The sequence below is a fragment of the Enterobacter sp. MGH 38 genome, assembly GCF_000492855.1.
Classification (GTDB): domain Bacteria; phylum Pseudomonadota; class Gammaproteobacteria; order Enterobacterales; family Enterobacteriaceae; genus Enterobacter; species Enterobacter hormaechei_C.
This window is the reverse complement of record NZ_KI535608.1, coordinates 209,063-227,395: the sequence shown is the minus strand read 5'-3', so window position 1 is coordinate 227,395 and position 18,333 is coordinate 209,063. Positions and strand designations below refer to the sequence as shown.

At 55.4% G+C, this 18,333-nt stretch carries 18 protein-coding genes and 1 other annotated feature; of the genes, 9 read left to right on the top strand and 9 right to left on the bottom strand.

Features of this window, described 5'->3' with window-relative positions; all coding sequences use genetic code 11:
* Position 1: 1 nt before the first annotated feature.
* The 5 genes from recR to L384_RS10255 form a co-directional block, all read right to left on the bottom strand.
* Positions 2-607, bottom strand: coding sequence for a recombination mediator RecR (recR, locus tag L384_RS10235; protein WP_006809843.1), 606 nt, complete (start codon positions 605-607; stop codon positions 2-4).
* Positions 607-939 (bottom strand): YbaB/EbfC family nucleoid-associated protein, encoded by a 333-nt coding sequence (locus L384_RS10240; protein ID WP_003858972.1) that lies wholly within the window; start codon positions 937-939, stop codon positions 607-609. Before L384_RS10240 ends, recR begins: the two co-directional genes overlap by 1 nt.
* Before the next feature lie 53 nt (positions 940-992).
* Positions 993-2,921 carry a DNA polymerase III subunit gamma/tau gene (gene dnaX / locus L384_RS10245; protein WP_023324247.1) on the bottom strand — a complete coding sequence of 643 codons (1,929 nt, stop codon included), beginning with the start codon at positions 2,919-2,921 and terminating at the stop codon, positions 993-995.
* Positions 1,599-1,663 (bottom strand) — a sequence feature (DnaX frameshifting element). Its footprint overlaps the gene before it by 65 nt.
* An 88-nt stretch (positions 2,922-3,009) precedes the next feature.
* Positions 3,010-3,561 carry an adenine phosphoribosyltransferase gene (gene apt, locus L384_RS10250; protein ID WP_000127359.1) on the bottom strand — a complete coding sequence of 184 codons (552 nt, stop codon included), beginning with the start codon at positions 3,559-3,561 and terminating at the stop codon, positions 3,010-3,012.
* Between the two features lie 151 nt (positions 3,562-3,712).
* Positions 3,713-4,090, bottom strand: coding sequence for a DUF454 family protein (locus L384_RS10255; RefSeq protein WP_022650503.1), 378 nt, complete (start codon positions 4,088-4,090; stop codon positions 3,713-3,715).
* 50 nt (positions 4,091-4,140) lie between these two features.
* Here L384_RS10255 and priC point away from each other — a divergent pair, with 50 nt between their 5' ends.
* Positions 4,141-4,668 (top strand): primosomal replication protein N'', encoded by a 528-nt coding sequence (gene priC, locus L384_RS10260; protein WP_022650502.1) that lies wholly within the window; start codon positions 4,141-4,143, stop codon positions 4,666-4,668.
* A gap of 12 nt (positions 4,669-4,680) precedes the next feature.
* Complete coding sequence (gene rsmS / locus L384_RS10265) at positions 4,681-4,857, top strand: pleiotropic regulatory protein RsmS (protein WP_022650501.1); 177 nt, start codon at positions 4,681-4,683, stop codon at positions 4,855-4,857.
* 1 nt (position 4,858) lies between these two features.
* Here the strand turns inward: rsmS and mscK are convergent, their stop codons facing one another.
* Both mscK and acrR read right to left on the bottom strand, forming a co-directional pair.
* On the bottom strand, positions 4,859-8,206 hold the full coding sequence (mscK, locus tag L384_RS10270; RefSeq protein ID WP_023324246.1) for a mechanosensitive channel MscK: 3,348 nt from the start codon (positions 8,204-8,206) through the stop codon (positions 4,859-4,861).
* Between the two features lie 113 nt (positions 8,207-8,319).
* Positions 8,320-8,973 carry a multidrug efflux transporter transcriptional repressor AcrR gene (acrR, locus tag L384_RS10275; RefSeq protein ID WP_032628152.1) on the bottom strand — a complete coding sequence of 218 codons (654 nt, stop codon included), beginning with the start codon at positions 8,971-8,973 and terminating at the stop codon, positions 8,320-8,322.
* Between the two features lie 141 nt (positions 8,974-9,114).
* Between acrR and acrA the strand changes: the two genes are divergently transcribed.
* The 6 genes from acrA to L384_RS10305 all read left to right on the top strand — a co-directional run bounded on the left by acrA (position 9,115) and on the right by L384_RS10305 (position 15,952).
* Positions 9,115-10,308: a multidrug efflux RND transporter periplasmic adaptor subunit AcrA gene (gene acrA / locus L384_RS10280; RefSeq protein ID WP_022650498.1), complete on the top strand. Its 1,194-nt coding sequence runs from the start codon at positions 9,115-9,117 to the stop codon at positions 10,306-10,308.
* 22 nt (positions 10,309-10,330) lie between these two features.
* Positions 10,331-13,477, top strand: a complete 3,147-nt coding sequence (gene acrB / locus L384_RS10285; protein WP_022650497.1) for a multidrug efflux RND transporter permease subunit AcrB — start codon at positions 10,331-10,333, stop codon at positions 13,475-13,477.
* Between the two features lie 510 nt (positions 13,478-13,987).
* Positions 13,988-14,362 (top strand): Hha toxicity modulator TomB, encoded by a 375-nt coding sequence (gene tomB, locus L384_RS10290; RefSeq protein ID WP_023324244.1) that lies wholly within the window; start codon positions 13,988-13,990, stop codon positions 14,360-14,362.
* Between the two features lie 27 nt (positions 14,363-14,389).
* The gene (locus tag L384_RS10295) at positions 14,390-14,608 is read left to right on the top strand and encodes an HHA domain-containing protein (RefSeq protein WP_015571250.1); all 219 of its coding nucleotides are present in this window, start codon (positions 14,390-14,392) and stop codon (positions 14,606-14,608) included.
* A 208-nt stretch (positions 14,609-14,816) separates the two neighbouring features.
* Positions 14,817-15,368 carry a maltose O-acetyltransferase gene (gene maa / locus L384_RS10300; RefSeq protein WP_022650496.1) on the top strand — a complete coding sequence of 184 codons (552 nt, stop codon included), beginning with the start codon at positions 14,817-14,819 and terminating at the stop codon, positions 15,366-15,368.
* A gap of 116 nt (positions 15,369-15,484) precedes the next feature.
* A complete protein-coding gene (locus tag L384_RS10305) occupies positions 15,485-15,952 on the top strand; it encodes a YlaC family protein (protein WP_022650495.1) in 468 nt (155 codons plus the stop codon).
* Here the strand turns inward: L384_RS10305 and L384_RS10310 are convergent.
* A complete protein-coding gene (locus L384_RS10310; protein WP_022650494.1) occupies positions 15,924-17,384 on the bottom strand; it encodes a MocR-like pyridoxine biosynthesis transcription factor PdxR in 1,461 nt (486 codons plus the stop codon). The two genes, L384_RS10305 and L384_RS10310, sit on opposite strands and share 29 nt — an antisense overlap.
* A 101-nt stretch (positions 17,385-17,485) precedes the next feature.
* On the opposite strand from L384_RS10310, the gene L384_RS10315 reads away from it, so the two are divergent.
* Complete coding sequence (locus tag L384_RS10315) at positions 17,486-18,196, top strand: GNAT family N-acetyltransferase (protein WP_023324243.1); 711 nt, start codon at positions 17,486-17,488, stop codon at positions 18,194-18,196.
* Here the strand turns inward: L384_RS10315 and ykgO are convergent.
* Positions 18,193-18,333 carry a type B 50S ribosomal protein L36 gene (ykgO, locus tag L384_RS10320; RefSeq protein WP_003859006.1) on the bottom strand — a complete coding sequence of 47 codons (141 nt, stop codon included), beginning with the start codon at positions 18,331-18,333 and terminating at the stop codon, positions 18,193-18,195. The two genes, L384_RS10315 and ykgO, sit on opposite strands and share 4 nt — an antisense overlap.

The window sequence follows — 18,333 nt, the reverse complement described above, 5'->3', positions numbered from 1 at the left end:
GTCAGAAAATAATCTTGTGACGTCCGGCCAGCGAGTGCGACAGCGTGGTGCCGTCGACCATCTCCAGCTCACCGCCGACCGGCACGCCGTGGGCGATGCGGCTTGCGTCAACGCCGTACTGCGCGCACAGTTCGGCGATGTAGTTGGCGGTTGCCTCCCCTTCCACCGTGGGGTTGGTGGCGAGGATCACCTCTTTGATGGTTTCCGACTCCAGGCGCTGCTCCAGGCGGTCAAGACCGATATCGTCCGGGCCGATGCCGTCCAGCGGGGAGAGATGCCCCATCAGCACGAAATAGCGGCCGGAAAACTGCCCGGTTTGTTCGATGGCGTAGATGTCCGCCGGACTCTCCACCACGCAAATCTGACCGTTTTCCTGACGACGCGGGTTCGTGCAGATGTTACATACGTCCTGCTCGGTAAAGGTACGGCAATCCGCACAGTGACCAATTTCTGACATAGCGCGGGTCAGAGCCTGCGCCAGGCGCATCCCGCCGCTGCGGTCGCGCTGCAATAGCGTAAACGCCATACGCTGCGCCGACTTCGGGCCAACGCCCGGCAGGCAGCGCAGTGCTTCCATTAACTGCGTGAGCAGCGGACTGGTTTGCATCAGAATGGCATCTTAAAGCCCGGCGGCAGTTGCATACCGCTGGAAACAGAGGCCATTTTCTCTTTCTGGGTTTCGTCGATACGGCGAGCGGCATCGTTAAACGCGGCTGCAACCAGATCTTCCAGCATCTCTTTGTCGTCTTCGAGCAGGCTCGGGTCGATTTCCACGCGACGGCAGTTATGCGCACCGTTGATGGTCACCTTGACCAGACCGGCACCGGATTCACCCGTGACTTCCAGTTGAGCGATCTCTTCCTGCATCTTCTGCATTTTTTCCTGCATCTGCTGAGCCTGCTTCATCAGGCCACCCAGACCGCCTTTTCCACCAAACATAGGCTTCTCTCTTCTTTCACGTTAAGGATTACAACCGTAAGTCAGACTCACGATCAAATGGGGCGAATACTCTCTTCATCCAGATCGGCGTCGAAGAACCGGCGCAGGGTCTGGATGTTGTTATCCGCGATAATCGACTCGCGCGCCTGCGCGAGCTTCTCTTCATAAATCGCCTGTCGCCACTCGAGCGGCGTTTTCACCGCCGGATTATCATCTTCAATGATAGTCAATTCAACCGGCACACCCTGTAATGCGGTAAGCGCCTCGGCCAGCGCCTTTTGCGCGCCTGGGGAGTTGAGGTGCCGCTGGCCAGGGCGCAGGTGCAGACGCACCTGATTACCGTCCTGCTCTTTCCAGGCGTTCAGCGCGACCTGCTCAACCAGCTTCGGCAGTTGCAGTTTGCTGACCTCTGCGGCCCAGGCGTCGCGCGCAATGGACTCTTCCGCAAGCTTCGCGGACAGCTCCGGCGTTTTTTCATGCTCCAGCGCCTTTTTCAGCGCTTTTGGCGTGGCGACCACTTCCTTGACCGTTTCAACAACGGTAGTCGCCTTCCAGCGGTATGCCTCTTCTTTCGCCGGGGCTTTTTGCTCGAGCGCGGACGGTGCCGGACGCGACTGCACGCGCTCCGTTACCGAGGCCAGTCGTTCAAGCGCGGCGTTGTTCACCGGCCGCGCTCTTGCAGGCGCTGCCGGTTCACTCTTTTTTGGTTTGGTTGCTCCCTGCGCACGTTGCAACTGGCTTCGTGCGGCAAGCACCGAACTGGTGGCATCCGACAGCGGCACGTTTTGCGGCGGCGGCGATGCCGGTTGCGGTGGCACCTGCTGCGGTGACATTACCGCGGTCGGCGCAACCGGCACAAAGGACTGCCGGGGCGTTTCCGGCTCCGGCAGTGGCTTGCGCGGATGGAAGGCCAACGCACGCAGCAGCGTCATTTCAACGCCCATCCGGCGATCCGGTGCAAACGGCAGCTCTTTGCGGCCGATCAGCAGCGTCTGATAATAAAGCTGAACGTCAGCCGGCGGCACGGTGCGCGCAAGTTCACGCATCCGCTGTTCAATGGTCGCCATGTCTGCGCCAATGGCCGACGGGGACAGTTGCAGCATCGCCACGCGGTGCAGCAGGCTGAGCATCTCGACCAGCAGCGCTTCCCATTCAATGCCACGGGCGGCGGCATCGTTGACGAGCGTCATCACCCGCTCACCGTTGGCGGCGATCATCGCTTCAATAAGCGACAGCGCCTGATCGTCATCCAGCGTGCCGAGCATGGTGCTGACCGCGTCGGTGGAGAGTTTACCGTCACCGCTGGCAATCGCCTGGTCGGTCAGGCTTAGCGCATCGCGCAGGCTGCCGTCCGCCGCACGGGCCAGCAGTTGCAGCGCGCGCGGTTCATGAACAATGTTCTCTTCATCGAGAATATGCTCAAGCTGAGCGCGGATCTGCTCAACGTCCAGCGCCTTCAGATGGAATTGCAGGCAGCGCGACAGGATCGTGACCGGCAGCTTTTGCGGATCGGTGGTCGCCAGCAGGAATTTGACATGCGCAGGCGGCTCTTCCAGCGTTTTCAGCAGGGCGTTGAAGCTGTGGCGCGACAGCATGTGCACTTCATCGATCAGATAGACCTTGAAGCGGCCGCGCGCCGGGGCGTACTGCACGTTGTCGAGCAGATCGCGGGTGTCTTCCACTTTGGTGCGCGAGGCGGCGTCGATCTCAATCAGATCGACAAAACGCCCCTGCTCGATCTCACGACAGTTGTCGCACACGCCGCACGGGGTGGCGGTGATCCCGGTTTCGCAGTTCAGACCTTTTGCCAGCAGACGGGCAATAGAGGTTTTACCGACGCCGCGGGTGCCGGAAAAAAGATAGGCGTGATGGATGCGACCTAGCGACAAGCCGTTCGCCAGGGCCGTCAGCACATGTTCCTGACCGACAACGTCAGCAAAGGTTTGTGGTCGCCATTTACGGGCTAACACCTGATAACTCATGGGCAGGCTCTGCAACGCTGGAAGGTGAATTAATGGAGGGGAATGCTATCACAACCTCACCCATTGAGCGAGGTTGTGAGATATGGGATTAATGTCCCGGGAATGGCACCAGGCTGTAGCTGGTAATACCCTGTTTTTCCAGACGCTGCTCGCCGCCGAGATCGAACAGGTTGATGATGAATGCCGCGTCGGTCACTTCCCCGCCCAGACGACGGATCAGCTTCACGGTCGCTTCGATGGTGCCGCCGGTTGCCAGCAGATCGTCCACCACCAGCACTTTGTCGCCTGGCTTGATAGCATCAACGTGAATTTCCAGCTGATCGGTGCCGTATTCCAGCTCATAGCTCTCAGCAATGGTTTCACGCGGCAGTTTGCGCGGCTTACGCACCGGCACAAAACCCACGCCCATCGCCAGCGCAACCGGTGCGCCAAACAGGAAGCCACGGGCTTCAGTACCTACTACTTTGGTGATCCCGGCGTTTTTATAACGCTCAACCAGCAGTTCAATGCTGAGGGCGTACGCTTTCGGGTCTTCCAGCAAGCTGGTGACATCGCGGAAAAGAATGCCAGGTTTTGGATAGTCCTGGATACTTTTGATGCTATTTTTCAGATATTCAAGCTGCTGTGCAGTTGCGGTCATCGGTTTGTGCCTAAATGAAACAGTGTTACTCACGGCGCGCGACGAGTCGGTCAAAGTAACAGTTGTTTAACCTTTGACCAGGCGCACCTGTGCTCGAAAACGGTCGAATTTACTGGCTGTGCGCCATAATTGCAACCGCCATGATGAGGCTTCAGTGCTTTTGTTGCTTTTCATCAACCACGGGGATCCGCCACATAAAGATCAGCAGGCAGGCCAGGATCGCCAGCAGCAGAATGCGCACCCACATCATTTTCACCAGCCATAACGAGACGGCGAAGGTGATCAGGATGAAGGCAATGGCGCGCGGCTTGGCCCCGGGCGGCATGGCCCGGTGTTTTTGCCAGTGCCGCAGGTAGCCGCCAAACCACGAACGGTACAGGAGCCAGTGGTGAAAACGCGGCGACGAGCGGGCGAAGCACCAGGCGGCCAACAGGATAAACGGGGTGGTCGGCAGCAAGGGCAAAACCACACCCAGCGTACCCAGCACTACCGCGAGCCAGCCAATGATGATTAAAATAGTACGCTGCATAATGCGAATCGTTATCAAACTGAACGGCTACTTTACCACTGGAGAGCGCCTTGAAAACAGCACTGCTTCTTGAGAGGCTGCAAAATCAGCTGATCGCGCTGCGGGCGCAGGCCACACCGCTGATGGGCCACGCCACGCTGAAACCGCGCTTTGATCGGCAGCTCTTCCGCACCCGCAGCACCGTCATTCAGGATTACCTTGCTGAAGCGCAGACCAACCTCGACGAGCTTCGCCACGCGGTTGAGAGTGAACAGCAGGAACAGGTCGCGTGGCTTGCGGAGCATCTTACCGAGCAGATCACCGCCCTGCACCGGGAAATCGCCGCCTGGCCGCTACGGGCGTGGGACAGCGCCTCGCCGGGACTGGGAAAATGGCAGCGCAAGCGGCTGGAGAACCAGGAGTTTGAGCGCCGTCTGTTTGAGATGAAGCGTGAGCGCGAAGCCCGCCTGAACACCAGCGAAACGCTGGAAGAGCAGCAGTTATTAATGCGTGAAATCAGCGCGCTGGAAGGCCGCATCGTCCGCTGCCGTCAGGCGCTGGATGAGATTGAACGCGTCATTGAACGCCTGACCCGTTAACAGGAGCCGCGGATGTCACTGGAAAATGCCCCCGATGAGGTCAAACTGGCCGTCGATTTAATTATGCTGCTGGAGAATCATGCGATCCCGGCTGAGACGGTGCTGAAAGCGCTGGAGATTGTGCGGCGGGATTTTGAGGGGAAACTTCCCCCTCACCCTGCCCTCTCCCCAGAGGGGAGAGGGAAATAATTCAGGCAGGAGTCGGGTCGTCCCCCTTAATTTCGCGCTTCACTTCCGTATGCTCGTCACCTTTCTCGTTACGCAGATGCACTTCAAGCTGGTTGAAGGCGATATTAATGTTGTTTTCACGACACAGACGGTCAATGGTGCGGTTCAGCTCATCGACGGTGTAGCTGCGATCGCGCAGTTCGCGTACGTACAGGCGCAGCTCATGATCCAGCGTGCTTGGCCCGAAGGTGGTGAAGAACACGTCAGGCGCAGGATCGTGCATAACTTTAGGATGTGATTTCGCGGCTTCCAGCAGGACCTCTTTCACTTTATCCAGATCTGAACCGTAGGCCACCCCGAGTCGGATCACCACGCGGGTGGTGGTATCCGAGAGCGACCAGTTGATCAGGCGCTCGGTCACAAAGGCTTTGTTCGGGATGATCACCTCTTTACGATCGAAGTCGGTAATGGTGGTCGCACGGATGCGGATCTTGCTGACGGTCCCGGAGAAGGTGCCGATGGTGACGGTATCGCCGATACGCACCGGACGTTCGAACAGGATAATCAGGCCAGAGACAAAGTTACCGAAGATCTCCTGCAAGCCGAAGCCCAGACCCACCGACAACGCTGCCGCCAGCCACTGAAGTTTATCCCACGAGACGCCCAGCGAGCCGAATACCGTCATCGCCCCGACAATAATAATGACGTAGTTCAGGATGGTAGTAATGGCGTACGACGCCCCCTGACGCAGGTTCAGCCTCGAGAGCACCAGCACTTCCAGCAGACCCGGCAGGTTGCGGATCAACGCCCAGGCAACCACTGACGACACCAGCGCAAAGAGCAGGCTGCCCATGGTGACGCTTTTCATTACCGCAGCGCCCGCTTCGGTACCGTTGTATTGCCAGAGCGTGATACTGTCGAGGTAGGCGAAAACGGTAATTAAATCAGACCAGATGGCCCAGAACATCACCGCAAACAGGGCGATCATCACCAGCATGGTAATACGCATCGTTTGCTGGTTGACCTGCTCCAGGGCGATAGTCGGCTCTTCCTGCGGCTCTGCCCCTTCAGCCCCCTCTTTCACCTGATGCTGCCGACGGGCAACAGCACGACGATACGCGATGCGGCGCGCCGCTACGCTCAAACCACGCAGCACGGTCTGGAACAGCAGGTTCCACAAAATCACCAGATAAACCGTTTCGATCCAGCGGCCTGACAGACGCAGCGTGGTATAGAAGTAACCCGTCGCCGTCAGCACCATCAGCGCCAGCGGAATGATCGCCAGCACCGTTACGGTAACCAGACGAAGATTATGGGACTCTTTATCCCGCCAGCTGTCGCGGCACATCGGCCACATAAGGACGGCAATCAGCAGCAGGTTCAGCATAATCACCAGTTGCCCCAGTACGTCATCCATCAGATGCAGCGGCGAAAGCTCGGCCACAACTGACCAGAAGTGCAGCGGCAGCAGCGCGAGGCTGATGCGTACAATCTGGCGACGCCAGTGGCTGGTGAGTTTTTCCGGCATGTTGAAGTGGCGGACGGCGACGCCATCTTTTTCCAGCACTTTCCAGCACAGGCCAAACACCAGCCAGAACAGCGCCAGCTTCTTGCTGAACGCCCACAGCAGATCGCTGATATTCAACTGCATGGTCAGCAGGATCAGGCCCACGGCGAGTATCAACAGGCAGACCGGCAGAGCACGGATCAGATCGATCAGGATCGCTTTCGGGGTGTGCAGCTGGCTGTCGTTACGCAGTTGCCCCACTTCCGAGGCCAGCTTCGCCTGGTACTGTTTCAGCCATTTCAAACGCCAGCGTATTACGCCAGCGATGAGCAGCAAAGGCAGTCCCGCCAGGAAGGCAATCATTACCGCAGGCCAGGCTTTCTCCCAGTTCACGGTAATTTTCATGCTTTTTATCTGGGATTTCAGCGTTTCCGGGAAAGATTTAAACCAGTCCCAGTCCATGGGTTTATTGCTGTTCACCCAGAAAATCTGCTGGGTCAGGATCTCCTGGAGGCTTTTAGAAACGCTCACCAGCTGCTGCTGGTTGATTTGCAGGTTAATCGCCATCATCAACTGGTTGCCCAGCTGCTTGTTGAGCTGATCGAGCAGTTCGCGGCGCATGTCCACCACCTGCAACAGCGCGTCGTGAACTTCAGCGTTCACTTCACCTGAATGGCCCTCTTCCACTTTGGCAACGAAGGTATCGCTCTGGAATAGCGCATCGCGCTGCTGGTTGACGTCAAACTGTTCAAGACGCAAATCCGCAATGCGATTGGTCATGTCTTCCAGCTCGTCGGCGGACGGCAGCGTCTGCTGTTGCTGGTAGAGAATGCGCGACAGCAGCAGGCTGCCCTTCAGGACGGCAATCTGCTCCTTGACGTTACGCTCGGCCTGCAACGCGCGATCCAGCCAGTTTTTGACCTTGATATTCTGCTGTACCAGCGCGCTGCCGTTTTCAGTCGCCTGGATCAGACGTTCGCTCAGCTGGTGGTTAATCTCCAGCTCCTGCTTCACCAGCGGGTTGGCCTGAATACGCGCCGTCTCGTCTGGCGAGACCGCTTCCTGGGCCGTTTTTTCAGTCAGGGTCAGGCGCTTGCTGTTTACCGCTTCCTGCAACAGCTGAAGCTGATGCTCAAGCCGGTTGATATTCGCGGTCACGTAGTCACGCTGTTTTTGCAGCGCATCCTGTAGCACCGTGTTGCCTTCCAGGCTCTTACGCTGCTGTTCAATCTCCGCGTTTAGCAGCGTCTGCTGGATATTCAGCAGCGTTTGCTGGGTGGGGCGAAGCGCCCCTTCCCCAACGGTGACGCCATTCAGACGGTTACGTATCTGCTGTAGCTGTTGCGATGCGGAGTACATGGCGTTCTGCACGCGCTCAGGCTGGGTTTGCAGCGAAACCAGCTGGCTGTTATAGGTTGAGAGATCGGACTGCGCCGTTTGCAGATCGTCCAGCAGCTGCGCCACGCGCGACTCAAGCTGGCGCAACGACAGCGTGGCAAGCGTTTTTCGGGTTTCATCGTCGTTGTCGACGTCGCTGAGCGCATTCAGCGCCTCCGTAGCCTTACGCATGTTTTCCGGCGCCTGAGCGACCTTCTGCCTCAGCTGGGCCGTTTCGGCTTTGATGCGCTCTATCTTGTCCAGCGTTTCCAGGGTTTCCGTCAGGTCCTGCTGAACAAGTTTTTCCAGGGCGGACAGATCTTTCTGCTTATTCAGGGTGTCGAGTTGCGCCTGAACATCAGCACGCGTGGGAATGTCACTGCCGTTGTCTGCACGGGCCCAGGAAAGCGGCGCGGCTGCAAAGTAAAACAGCAGGATCAAAAACAGGGCCAGAACAGGATGTTGCGAGCGATTGGTGTGCAGCATAGTTGTGAATGTGATGTGAGAAATGACCGGAAATAGTCGGGCATGAAGGATATCACGCCCGGCTGAAGCAGAATAGTACGACGGAAAGGGTCTACGATTTTTCCCGTACCCGATCAGGCAGAACGGGGGTGATGCTTACTTTGAAGGGTCGGACAGAGCTGGCACATCTCAAGAAAAATGTCGACATAGCTGCGCGCCTCTGATCTGAGATCGAACGACTCCGGAGCAAAAAGCCAGTTTTCCATCAGGCCGGAAATATAGCCGCGCATCAGGATCGCCGCCCGGCGGGTGAGTAAGGTGGCAGGAAGCATTTTGGCCTGCATGCACTCCGTGAGGACCTGTTCGATGCGATCGTAGCTTTCCAGACACAGGTCGCGTTGCGCCTGCTGAACCACCGCCATTTCGCCAACGAACTCACATTTATGGAAGATGATTTCCATCATCAGACGGCGGCGCTCTTCAACAACTGTCGCTTCAAGGATATATACTAGAATTTCTCTTAACACAGAGAGTGGATCGTGAGGGAATTTTGCCCGATACTCACTCTCAAGATCGCTAATGCTGGACTCTGAAAGCTCCCAGATTTCACCAAACAGATCGGACTTGTCTTTGAAATGCCAGTAAATCGCTCCCCGCGTGACGCCCGCGGCCTGAGCAATCTGTGCCAGCGAGGTTGCCGAAACACCCTGCTGTGAGAACAAACGCATTGCCACATCCAGAATGTGTTGTCGGGTTTCCAGCGCTTGTTGTTTGGTTTTTCGTGCCATACGTTGATGAATTTACAGGAGTCAGATTTACATACATTTATGAATGTATGTACCATAGCATGACGATAATATAAACGCAGCAATGGGTTTTTAGACTCAGGACCCTTGATCAATTTGAAATCGGACACTCGAGGTTTACATATGAACAAAAACAGAGGGTTAACGCCTCTGGCGGTCGTTCTGATGCTCTCAGGCAGCTTAGCGCTTACAGGATGTGACGACAAAGAGGCTCAACAAGGAGCTCAGCAGGTGCCAGAAGTTGGCGTCGTGACGCTCAAATCCGAACCTCTCCAGATGACAACAGAACTACCGGGCCGCACCAGCGCCTATCGCATTGCGGAAGTGCGTCCGCAGGTAAGCGGTATCATCCTGAAACGTAACTTCACCGAAGGCGGTGATGTCAAGGCAGGTGAGTCTCTGTATCAGATTGATCCAGCAACCTACCAGGCGTCTTATGAGAGCGCTAAAGGCGATCTGGCGAAAGCAGAAGCGGCAGCCAAAATTTCGCAGCTGACGTTGAATCGTTACAAGAAGCTGCTCGGCACGCAGTACATCAGCCAACAGGATTATGATTCAGCCCTGGCCGATGCGCAGCAAGCCAACGCGGCCGTTGTGGCGGCGAAAGCGGCGGTAGAAACCGCGCGTATTAACCTGGCCTACACCAAAGTGACCTCCCCTATCAGCGGTCGCATTGGTAAATCTGCCGTCACCGAAGGTGCACTGGTGCAAAACGGTCAGACCAACGCACTGGCCACCGTGCAGCAGCTTGACCCGATCTATGTTGACGTTACACAGTCCAGCAACGATTTCCTGCGTCTCAAACAGGAGCTGGCAAGCGGTCAACTGAAACAGGAAAACGGTAAAGCCAAGGTTGAACTGGTTACCAACGACGGTATCGAGTTCTCGCAGACCGGTACACTGGAATTTTCTGATGTGACCGTCGATCAGACCACCGGCTCAATCACCATCCGGGCCATTTTCCCGAATCCGGATAAAACCCTGCTGCCGGGTATGTTCGTACGCGCCCGTCTTGAGGAGGGGACTAACCCAAGCGCCATTCTGGTTCCTCAGCAGGGTGTGACCCGTACGCCACGCGGCGATGCGAGCGCGCTGGTTGTGGGTGCCGATAACAAAGTCGAAATGCGCAATATCACTGCAACGCAGGCGATTGGCGACAAGTGGCTGGTGACGGAAGGTCTGAAAGATGGCGATCGCGTGATTATTACTGGTTTGCAAAAAGTTCGTCCTGGCGCGCAGGTCAAAGCGCAGGAAGTGAAATCTGACGACAAACAACAAGCGTCGGCCGCTGGCCAGTCAGAACAAACCAAGTCTTAACTTAAACAGGAGCCGTTAAGACATGCCTAATTTCTTTATCGATCGCCCCATATTTGCGTGGGTGATCGCCATTATCATCATGCTGGCCGGGGGACTTGCGATCCTGAAGCTGCCTGTTGCGCAATATCCAACGATTGCGCCACCGGCAGTAACGATCTCCGCAACCTACCCGGGCGCTGATGCGAAAACGGTGCAGGATACCGTTACGCAGGTTATCGAACAGAACATGAACGGTATCGATAACCTGATGTACATGTCCTCAAACAGTGACTCAACCGGTACGGTTCAGATCACCCTGACCTTTGAATCCGGTACGGATGCGGACATTGCGCAGGTTCAGGTGCAGAACAAATTGCAGCTGGCGATGCCTCTGCTGCCGCAGGAAGTACAACAGCAGGGCGTGAGCGTCGAGAAATCGTCCAGTAGCTTCCTGATGGTTGTCGGCGTGATCAACACCAACGGCACCATGACGCAGGAGGATATTTCCGACTACGTGGGCGCCAACATGAAGGACGCCATCAGCCGTACGTCAGGTGTGGGTGACGTTCAGCTGTTTGGTTCCCAGTACGCCATGCGTATCTGGATGGATCCGAATAAACTGAATAACTTCCAGCTGACGCCGGTTGACGTGATTAACGCCATTAAAGCGCAGAACGCCCAGGTGGCAGCCGGTCAGTTAGGCGGTACGCCGCCGGTCAAGGGCCAGCAGCTTAACGCCTCGATCATCGCGCAAACCCGTCTGACCTCCGCGGATGAGTTCAGCAAAATTCTGCTGAAAGTGAATCAGGACGGTTCGCAGGTTCGCCTGCGTGACGTAGCGAAAGTGGAGCTGGGCGGCGAGAACTACGACGTTATCGCGAAGTTCAACGGCAAGCCGGCATCTGGTCTGGGTATCAAACTGGCGACCGGCGCTAACGCCCTGGACACCGCGACGGCTATTCGTGCAGAGCTGAAGAAGATGGAACCGTTCTTCCCGTCAGGTCTGAAAATCGTTTATCCGTATGACACTACGCCGTTCGTAAAAATTTCGATTCACGAAGTGGTAAAAACCCTGGTTGAGGCGATCATCCTCGTCTTCCTGGTAATGTACCTGTTCCTGCAAAACTTCCGCGCGACGCTGATCCCAACCATCGCCGTACCGGTTGTATTGCTTGGGACCTTCGCGGTTCTGGCGATATTTGGCTACTCGATAAACACCCTGACGATGTTCGGGATGGTGCTCGCCATCGGCCTGCTAGTGGATGACGCCATCGTGGTGGTCGAAAACGTCGAGCGTGTGATGGCGGAAGAAGGCCTGCCGCCGAAGGAAGCAACCCGTAAATCTATGGGCCAGATCCAGGGCGCGCTGGTCGGTATCGCGATGGTACTGTCCGCGGTATTTATCCCGATGGCCTTCTTTGGCGGCTCTACCGGTGCGATTTACCGTCAGTTCTCCATCACCATCGTTTCGGCGATGGCGCTGTCGGTACTGGTTGCGCTGATCCTGACGCCAGCCCTGTGCGCGACGATGCTGAAGCCGATTCAGAAAGGCGGACACGGCGAGCATAAAGGGTTCTTCGGCTGGTTCAACCGCATGTTTGATAAGAGCACGCACCACTACACCGACAGCGTGGGTAACATCCTGCGCAGCACCGGTCGTTACCTGCTGCTCTATATCATCATCGTGGTGGGGATGGCATTCCTGTTCGTTCGTCTGCCAAGCTCGTTCCTGCCAGATGAAGACCAGGGCGTGTTCCTGAGTATGGCGCAGCTTCCGGCCGGTGCGACGCAAGAGCGTACGCAGAAAGTGCTGGATGAGATGACCGACTACTTCCTGACCAAAGAGAAAGACAACGTCGAATCCGTGTTTGCGGTTAACGGCTTTGGCTTCGCGGGTCGTGGTCAGAACACCGGTATCGCCTTCGTTTCTCTGAAAGACTGGTCTGAACGTCCAGGTGCAGAGAACAAGGTAGAAGCCATTACCGGCCGCGCGATGGGCACCTTCTCACAGATTAAAGATGCGATGGTCTTCGCCTTTAACCTGCCAGCGATTGTTGAACTGGGTACGGCGACCGGCTTCGACTTCCAGCTGATTGACCAGGGCGGTCTGGGCCACGAAAAGCTGACGCAGGCGCGTAACCAGCTGTTTGGCGAGGTGGCAAAACACCCTGACCTGCTGGTGGGCGTACGTCCTAACGGTCTGGAAGATACGCCGCAGTACAAGATCGATATCGACCAGGAAAAAGCGCAGGCGCTGGGTGTTTCCATCAGTGACATTAATACCACGCTGGGCGCCGCCTGGGGCGGTAGCTACGTTAACGACTTCATCGACCGTGGTCGCGTGAAGAAAGTGTACGTGATGTCCGAAGCGCAATACCGCATGCTGCCGAACGATATCAACAACTGGTACGTTCGCGGTAGCGATGGCCAGATGGTGCCGTTCTCCGCCTTCTCAACCTCGCGCTGGGAATACGGTTCGCCGCGTCTGGAGCGTTATAACGGCTTGCCATCGATGGAAATCCTCGGTCAGGCAGCGCCAGGCCGAAGCACCGGTGAAGCCATGAACCTGATGGAAGAACTGGCCAGCAAACTACCTGCGGGTATCGGCTACGACTGGACCGGCATGTCCTATCAGGAACGTCTGTCCGGTAACCAGGCCCCTGCCCTGTACGCCATTTCTCTGATTGTGGTGTTCCTGTGTCTGGCGGCATTGTATGAGAGCTGGTCGATTCCGTTCTCCGTTATGCTGGTGGTTCCGCTGGGGGTTATCGGTGCACTGCTTGCCGCGACCTTCCGTGGGCTGACCAACGACGTTTACTTCCAGGTGGGCCTGCTGACAACCATTGGCTTGTCGGCGAAGAACGCGATACTCATCGTCGAATTCGCCAAAGATCTGATGGAGAAAGAAGGAAAAGGCCTGATTGAAGCCACGCTGGAAGCCGTTCGTATGCGTTTGCGTCCAATCCTGATGACGTCCCTGGCGTTTATCCTCGGCGTTATGCCGCTGGTTATCAGCTCCGGCGCGGGCTCCGGCGCACAGAACGCGGTAGGTACGGGTGTAATGGGTGGTATGGTCACGGCGACCGTTCTCGCCATCTTCTTCGTACCGGTGTTCTTCGTGGTGGTTCGTCGCCGCTTCAGCCGCAAAAATGAAGATGTTGAGCACAATCATTCGGTAGAACATCACTGATACCGGTTTCACATGATAAAAAGGCCGCATTTGCGGCCTTTTTCATTTTCAGAAAAAATCATAAAATAGACCTATTGCTTTTCTATTTATTTTCTTCTTTTTAAATGAGGCTTGGCATAATAGGCCGATAACTTACACCAGGGACTCAGCCTTCTTTTATTATCATTTTGCGGCGTAAATTATTCGGACTATTCCTAAGTAACGGAAATTATCTGAAGATATCTGGTTTCGGACTTCACATGAAACTTTGCGCTAACTCAATGAATTTTAAGGAACCGATAAAAAACGGTTTTTTATTTGATTAACGTGGTTGCTGCAAAAGGTACATTTGCGTAAAGGCTCGCACAGTAACGATTTAATTGTAATTTTTCGTAATAGCGCGGTGAAATCTTGATCAGAGTGGCTTATAGTTAGAGTTATCAGGAACACAGCTCCCATGTGGCTAAGCAAGTTGTATCCATCCCGACATGATGTTCGGTGAGTAAAAAATCACTCAGAAGGGGATGCGCTATGGACGAGTACTCGCCAAAAAGGCATGATATCGCGCAGTTGAAATTTCTCTGCGAATCCTTGTACCATGACTGCCTTGCCAATCTTGAAGAAAGTAACCATGGCTGGGTGAACGATCCAACGTCTGCTATCAATTTACAGCTTAACGAGCTGATCGAGCATATCGCCACCTTCGCACTTAATTATAAAATTAAGTACAATGAAGATAATAAGTTGATAGAGCAAATTGATGAATACCTGGACGACACCTTTTTGTTGTTCAGCAGCTACGGCATTAACGCACAGGATTTGCAGAAATGGCGTAAATCAGGAAACCGCCTATTTCGCTGCTTCACTAATGTCAGCAGAGCTAATCCGGTTAGTCTTTCCTGTTAAAATTATTACAATTACTAAGGTGAATTTATGTCTGATAAACCATTAACAAAAGTCGATTATTTGATGCGCCTGCGACGCTGCCAGTCAATTGACACCCTCGAACGTGTTATTGAAAAAAATAAATACGAGCTCTCTGATAATGAACTGGCGGTATTTTATTCAGCTGCCGACCATCGTCTGGCTGAACTAACCATGAATAAACTGTATGACAAGATCCCCTCTTCGGTATGGAAATTTGTTCGTTAATCGTTGAAGAGAGACTGTAAAGGCATTACGCCCGTTGTTAAGCTGAATTTACCTTTCGAATTACGCTTCAAGTGCAAACGCCAGGTTCCCGTATAAAACGTATTTATGCGCATAAATGTTGTGACTCCCGTCACAGCCGCTTTTAGGGAACGTTCCCTTTCTGGTTAATCCTCTTTACGCTGCGTAAAACGATTCCAGAGAGGTTCCCATGAGTGAAGAAAAACAGAAGATGATTGCAGGTGAATATTACCGCCCTGGCGATGACACGCTGAGGGCTGACCGTTTACGCGCGCGTCATCTTGTTCACCGCTATAACCATACCGCACCCGATGAGAAGGCCGAACGTCGCGCCTTATTAGCTGACCTGCTGGGCCAAAGCGAAGGCGCCTATATAGAACCGAGCTTCCGCTGCGACTACGGGTATAACATCTATCTGGGCAAAAATTTTTATGCCAACTTTGACTGCGTCATGCTGGATGTCTGCCCTGTCCGCATTGGCGATAACTGTATGCTTGCGCCGGGGGTGCACATTTATACGGCCACGCATCCTCTGGATGCGACCGAACGTAACAGCGGGCTGGAGTACGGTAAACCGGTCACCATTGGTGATAACGTCTGGATCGGCGGACGTGCGATCATTAACCCGGGCGTAACCATTGGCGATAATGCGGTTATCGCTTCCGGCGCGGTAGTGACCAAAGACGTGCCGGCCAATGCTGTCGTGGGCGGCAATCCGGCGAAAATCATTAAAATGCTCTAAGCGCATCCTGAGTAACTGTTATGCTTTTTCCTGGCATAACTGTTACTTTCATCGCGTAAACCCCTCTCATAAAATAAGCAGATCACCTGTATTTTCAACAATCATAAAGGCAAAAAATGACAGAGATACAGCGCCTGCTTACCGCCACCATCGACGATCTCAATACTCGCGAAAAGCGCGACAATCGCCCGCGCTTTAGCATCAGCTTTATTCGCAAACACCCCGGGTTGTTCGTCGCCATGTACGCCGCCTGGCTGGCAACGCTTATCGTCATGCTGAAGTCTGAAACGCTGGTCGATTCCGTCTGGCTGCTGGTAGTGCTGTTCGTGGTGTTTAACGCGTTTTTCTTTTTCGACGTCAATCCGCGTTACCGGTATGAAGATATCGACGTACTCGATTTCCGCGTGTGCTACAACGGGGAGTGGTACAACACGCGTTATGTGCCGAAGGAGCTGATCGACAGCATCCTGCACTCGCCGGCTGTCGAAGCCGGGCAAAAAGAGAAGTTGCAGAAAATGGTCACCACCAAGGGCCAGCTCTCTTTTTATGATGTCTTTACCCTTTCCCGCCCCACTGCTGCGTAATTAACGCCTGAAGACGTCGGATACCCGGCGCAAACTGCGAAGCAGAGGTATTGCCGTAACCTAAAACCAGACCGGTTTGCCCCTGCTTCGTCTCAAGGTAATATCCGCTCAGCGCAGCGGGTGCCAGCTGAAACGCTCTTGCCTGCTCCACCAGCCGCTGGTCGTCGATACCGTCAATCGCCAGCGCCAGGTGCATCCCTCCTTCTCCGGCAAGAACACGGTGCGGCGTATGAAGCTCTGCGCTTAGCACCTCTCGCAGTTGGCGGTATCGCTTACGATAAAGTCGGCGCATGGCGGCAAGATGTCGCGCATAGTGGCCTTCCTCAATAAACAGCGCCAGGGTGCGCTGTTCAGCGCGATGCCCGCCGCGCAGCAGCGAGCCGATGGCGGGACGTGCCGCCTTCGCCAGCGCTGGCGGTAACACCATGAACCCCATTCGGAGCGACGGAAACAGCGTTTTGCTGAACGTCCCCAGATACACAACGGGCGCGTTGTTGACCATACCCAGCATCGCCGGGACGGGCTCACCGGTATAACGGAATTCGCTGTCGTAATCGTCCTCAATGATCCACGCGTTGTGCTGCCGGGCCAGTTCCAGCAGCGCCAGACGCCGCCGCGCGCTGAGTACGCTTCCGTAAGGGAACTGATGCGATGGCGAGGTAAAAATCAGCGTGGGTGAAGGCGCACACAGCCCTTCCCAGCACATCCCCTCGTCATCCACCGGTATGCCGGTCATCGCCAGACCGGTTTTGACAAAAGCGCTTTTGGCGCCGCTATAGCCGGGATTTTCCACCCAGGCGACATCCCCCGGCTCGCTTAACAGCATTGTGCACAGATTGACGCCCTCCAGCGCCCCTTCGGTTATCACTATCTGGCTGGCGTCACAGTCAATGCCGCGGGAGAGCGCAAGATGGCGGGCAATGGCGGCCCGTAGCGACGGCTCGCCGGCAGGGTCGCCATACCCTAACAGGGCGCTTCCCTCCTCGCGCAGGACGCGATCGTACAACCGCCGCCACAGCGGCAAGGGGAAATAGTTGATGGCAGGCGTTCCCGGCGTAAACGCCATCACCGGAGTGTCACGCGGCACAGGCGCGGGCAGCCGGGCGACACGTTTTGTCAGCCTGACTTCCGGGTCCGGTAATGTCCGGGCAATCGTACGAGGAGCGAATTGCCCCACCCGCGTGCCCTGGCGGCTACGCAGCAAATAACCTTCGAGCGTGAGCTGGTCCAGCGCCGCGTTGACGGTATTTCGGGACACCGAGATCTGATGCGCCAGCGTTCGTGAGCCGGGCAAATGGCTGCCGGAACGAAGCCTTCCGCACAGTATGGCCTCCCGCAAAGCAAGATAGAGCGCGCGCTGGAGCGTCTCTGTCCCACGTTTTTTCAGCGCAGCATGGAGCAAGGTGTATAGCTCATCACCCGGTATATTCATCATTCCTCCTTGTGGTACCAGAAAAACATAACCTGGTGGTTCTTTTTAAGGAACCAGCAATTCATTAATCTGGAGATCTTCTTAACATCATGGAAATAAAGATGAATACATTCAATGAGTTTGGTCAACCTGTAGGGGAAAGTCTTATCGACTGGCAGCCTCGGCCGCGCCCGTCCCGGGTGGTACTTCAGGGTCGCTATTGTCGGCTTGAGCCGCTGCGCATGGAGCATGCCCACGCGTTGTTCTCTGCGTATTCCGTGGCCGGAGATACCCGAAGCTGGACGTGGCTGCTGCGTGAGCCCGATGCCACCGCAGAGGAGTTTGCCGAATGGGTGGCGAGCGTAAGCGAATTAGCCGATCCCATCCACTTTACCGTTATCGATAACCAGACCCAGTCTCCTGTCGGGACGCTGTCCCTGATGCGGATCGATCCTAAAAACGGCGTCGTGGAAGTGGGACATGTTCACTTCTCGTCACTGTTAAGCCGCACGCCCATGTCGACAGAAGCGCAGTATCTGCTGATGCGGTACGTGTTCGATACCCTGGGCTACCGGCGTTATGAATGGAAGTGCAATAGCCTGAACGAACCCTCCCTGAAAGCGGCCCTGCGTCTTGGCTTTCAGTTTGAAGGGCGTTTTCGCCAGGCGCTGGTCATTAAAGGCCGAAACCGGGACACCGACTGGTTTTCAATTCTCGACAAAGAGTGGCCAGCGCTGGCGAGCGCCTTTGAAAGCTGGCTTGCCACCGACAATTTTACTGCCGATGGCAAACAGAAAAGATCCCTGGAAAGCTGGCGAGAAACGCGCGTCTAGCGCCTTTTTTTACGCCCCTGCACCGCCTTAAAGCGCGGGTTAGATTTGCAAATCACGTATAAGCGTCCCTTGCGTTTGACTATCTGGCAATCCGGGTGACGCTGTTTTGCACTGCGCAATGAGTTAAGCACCTGCAT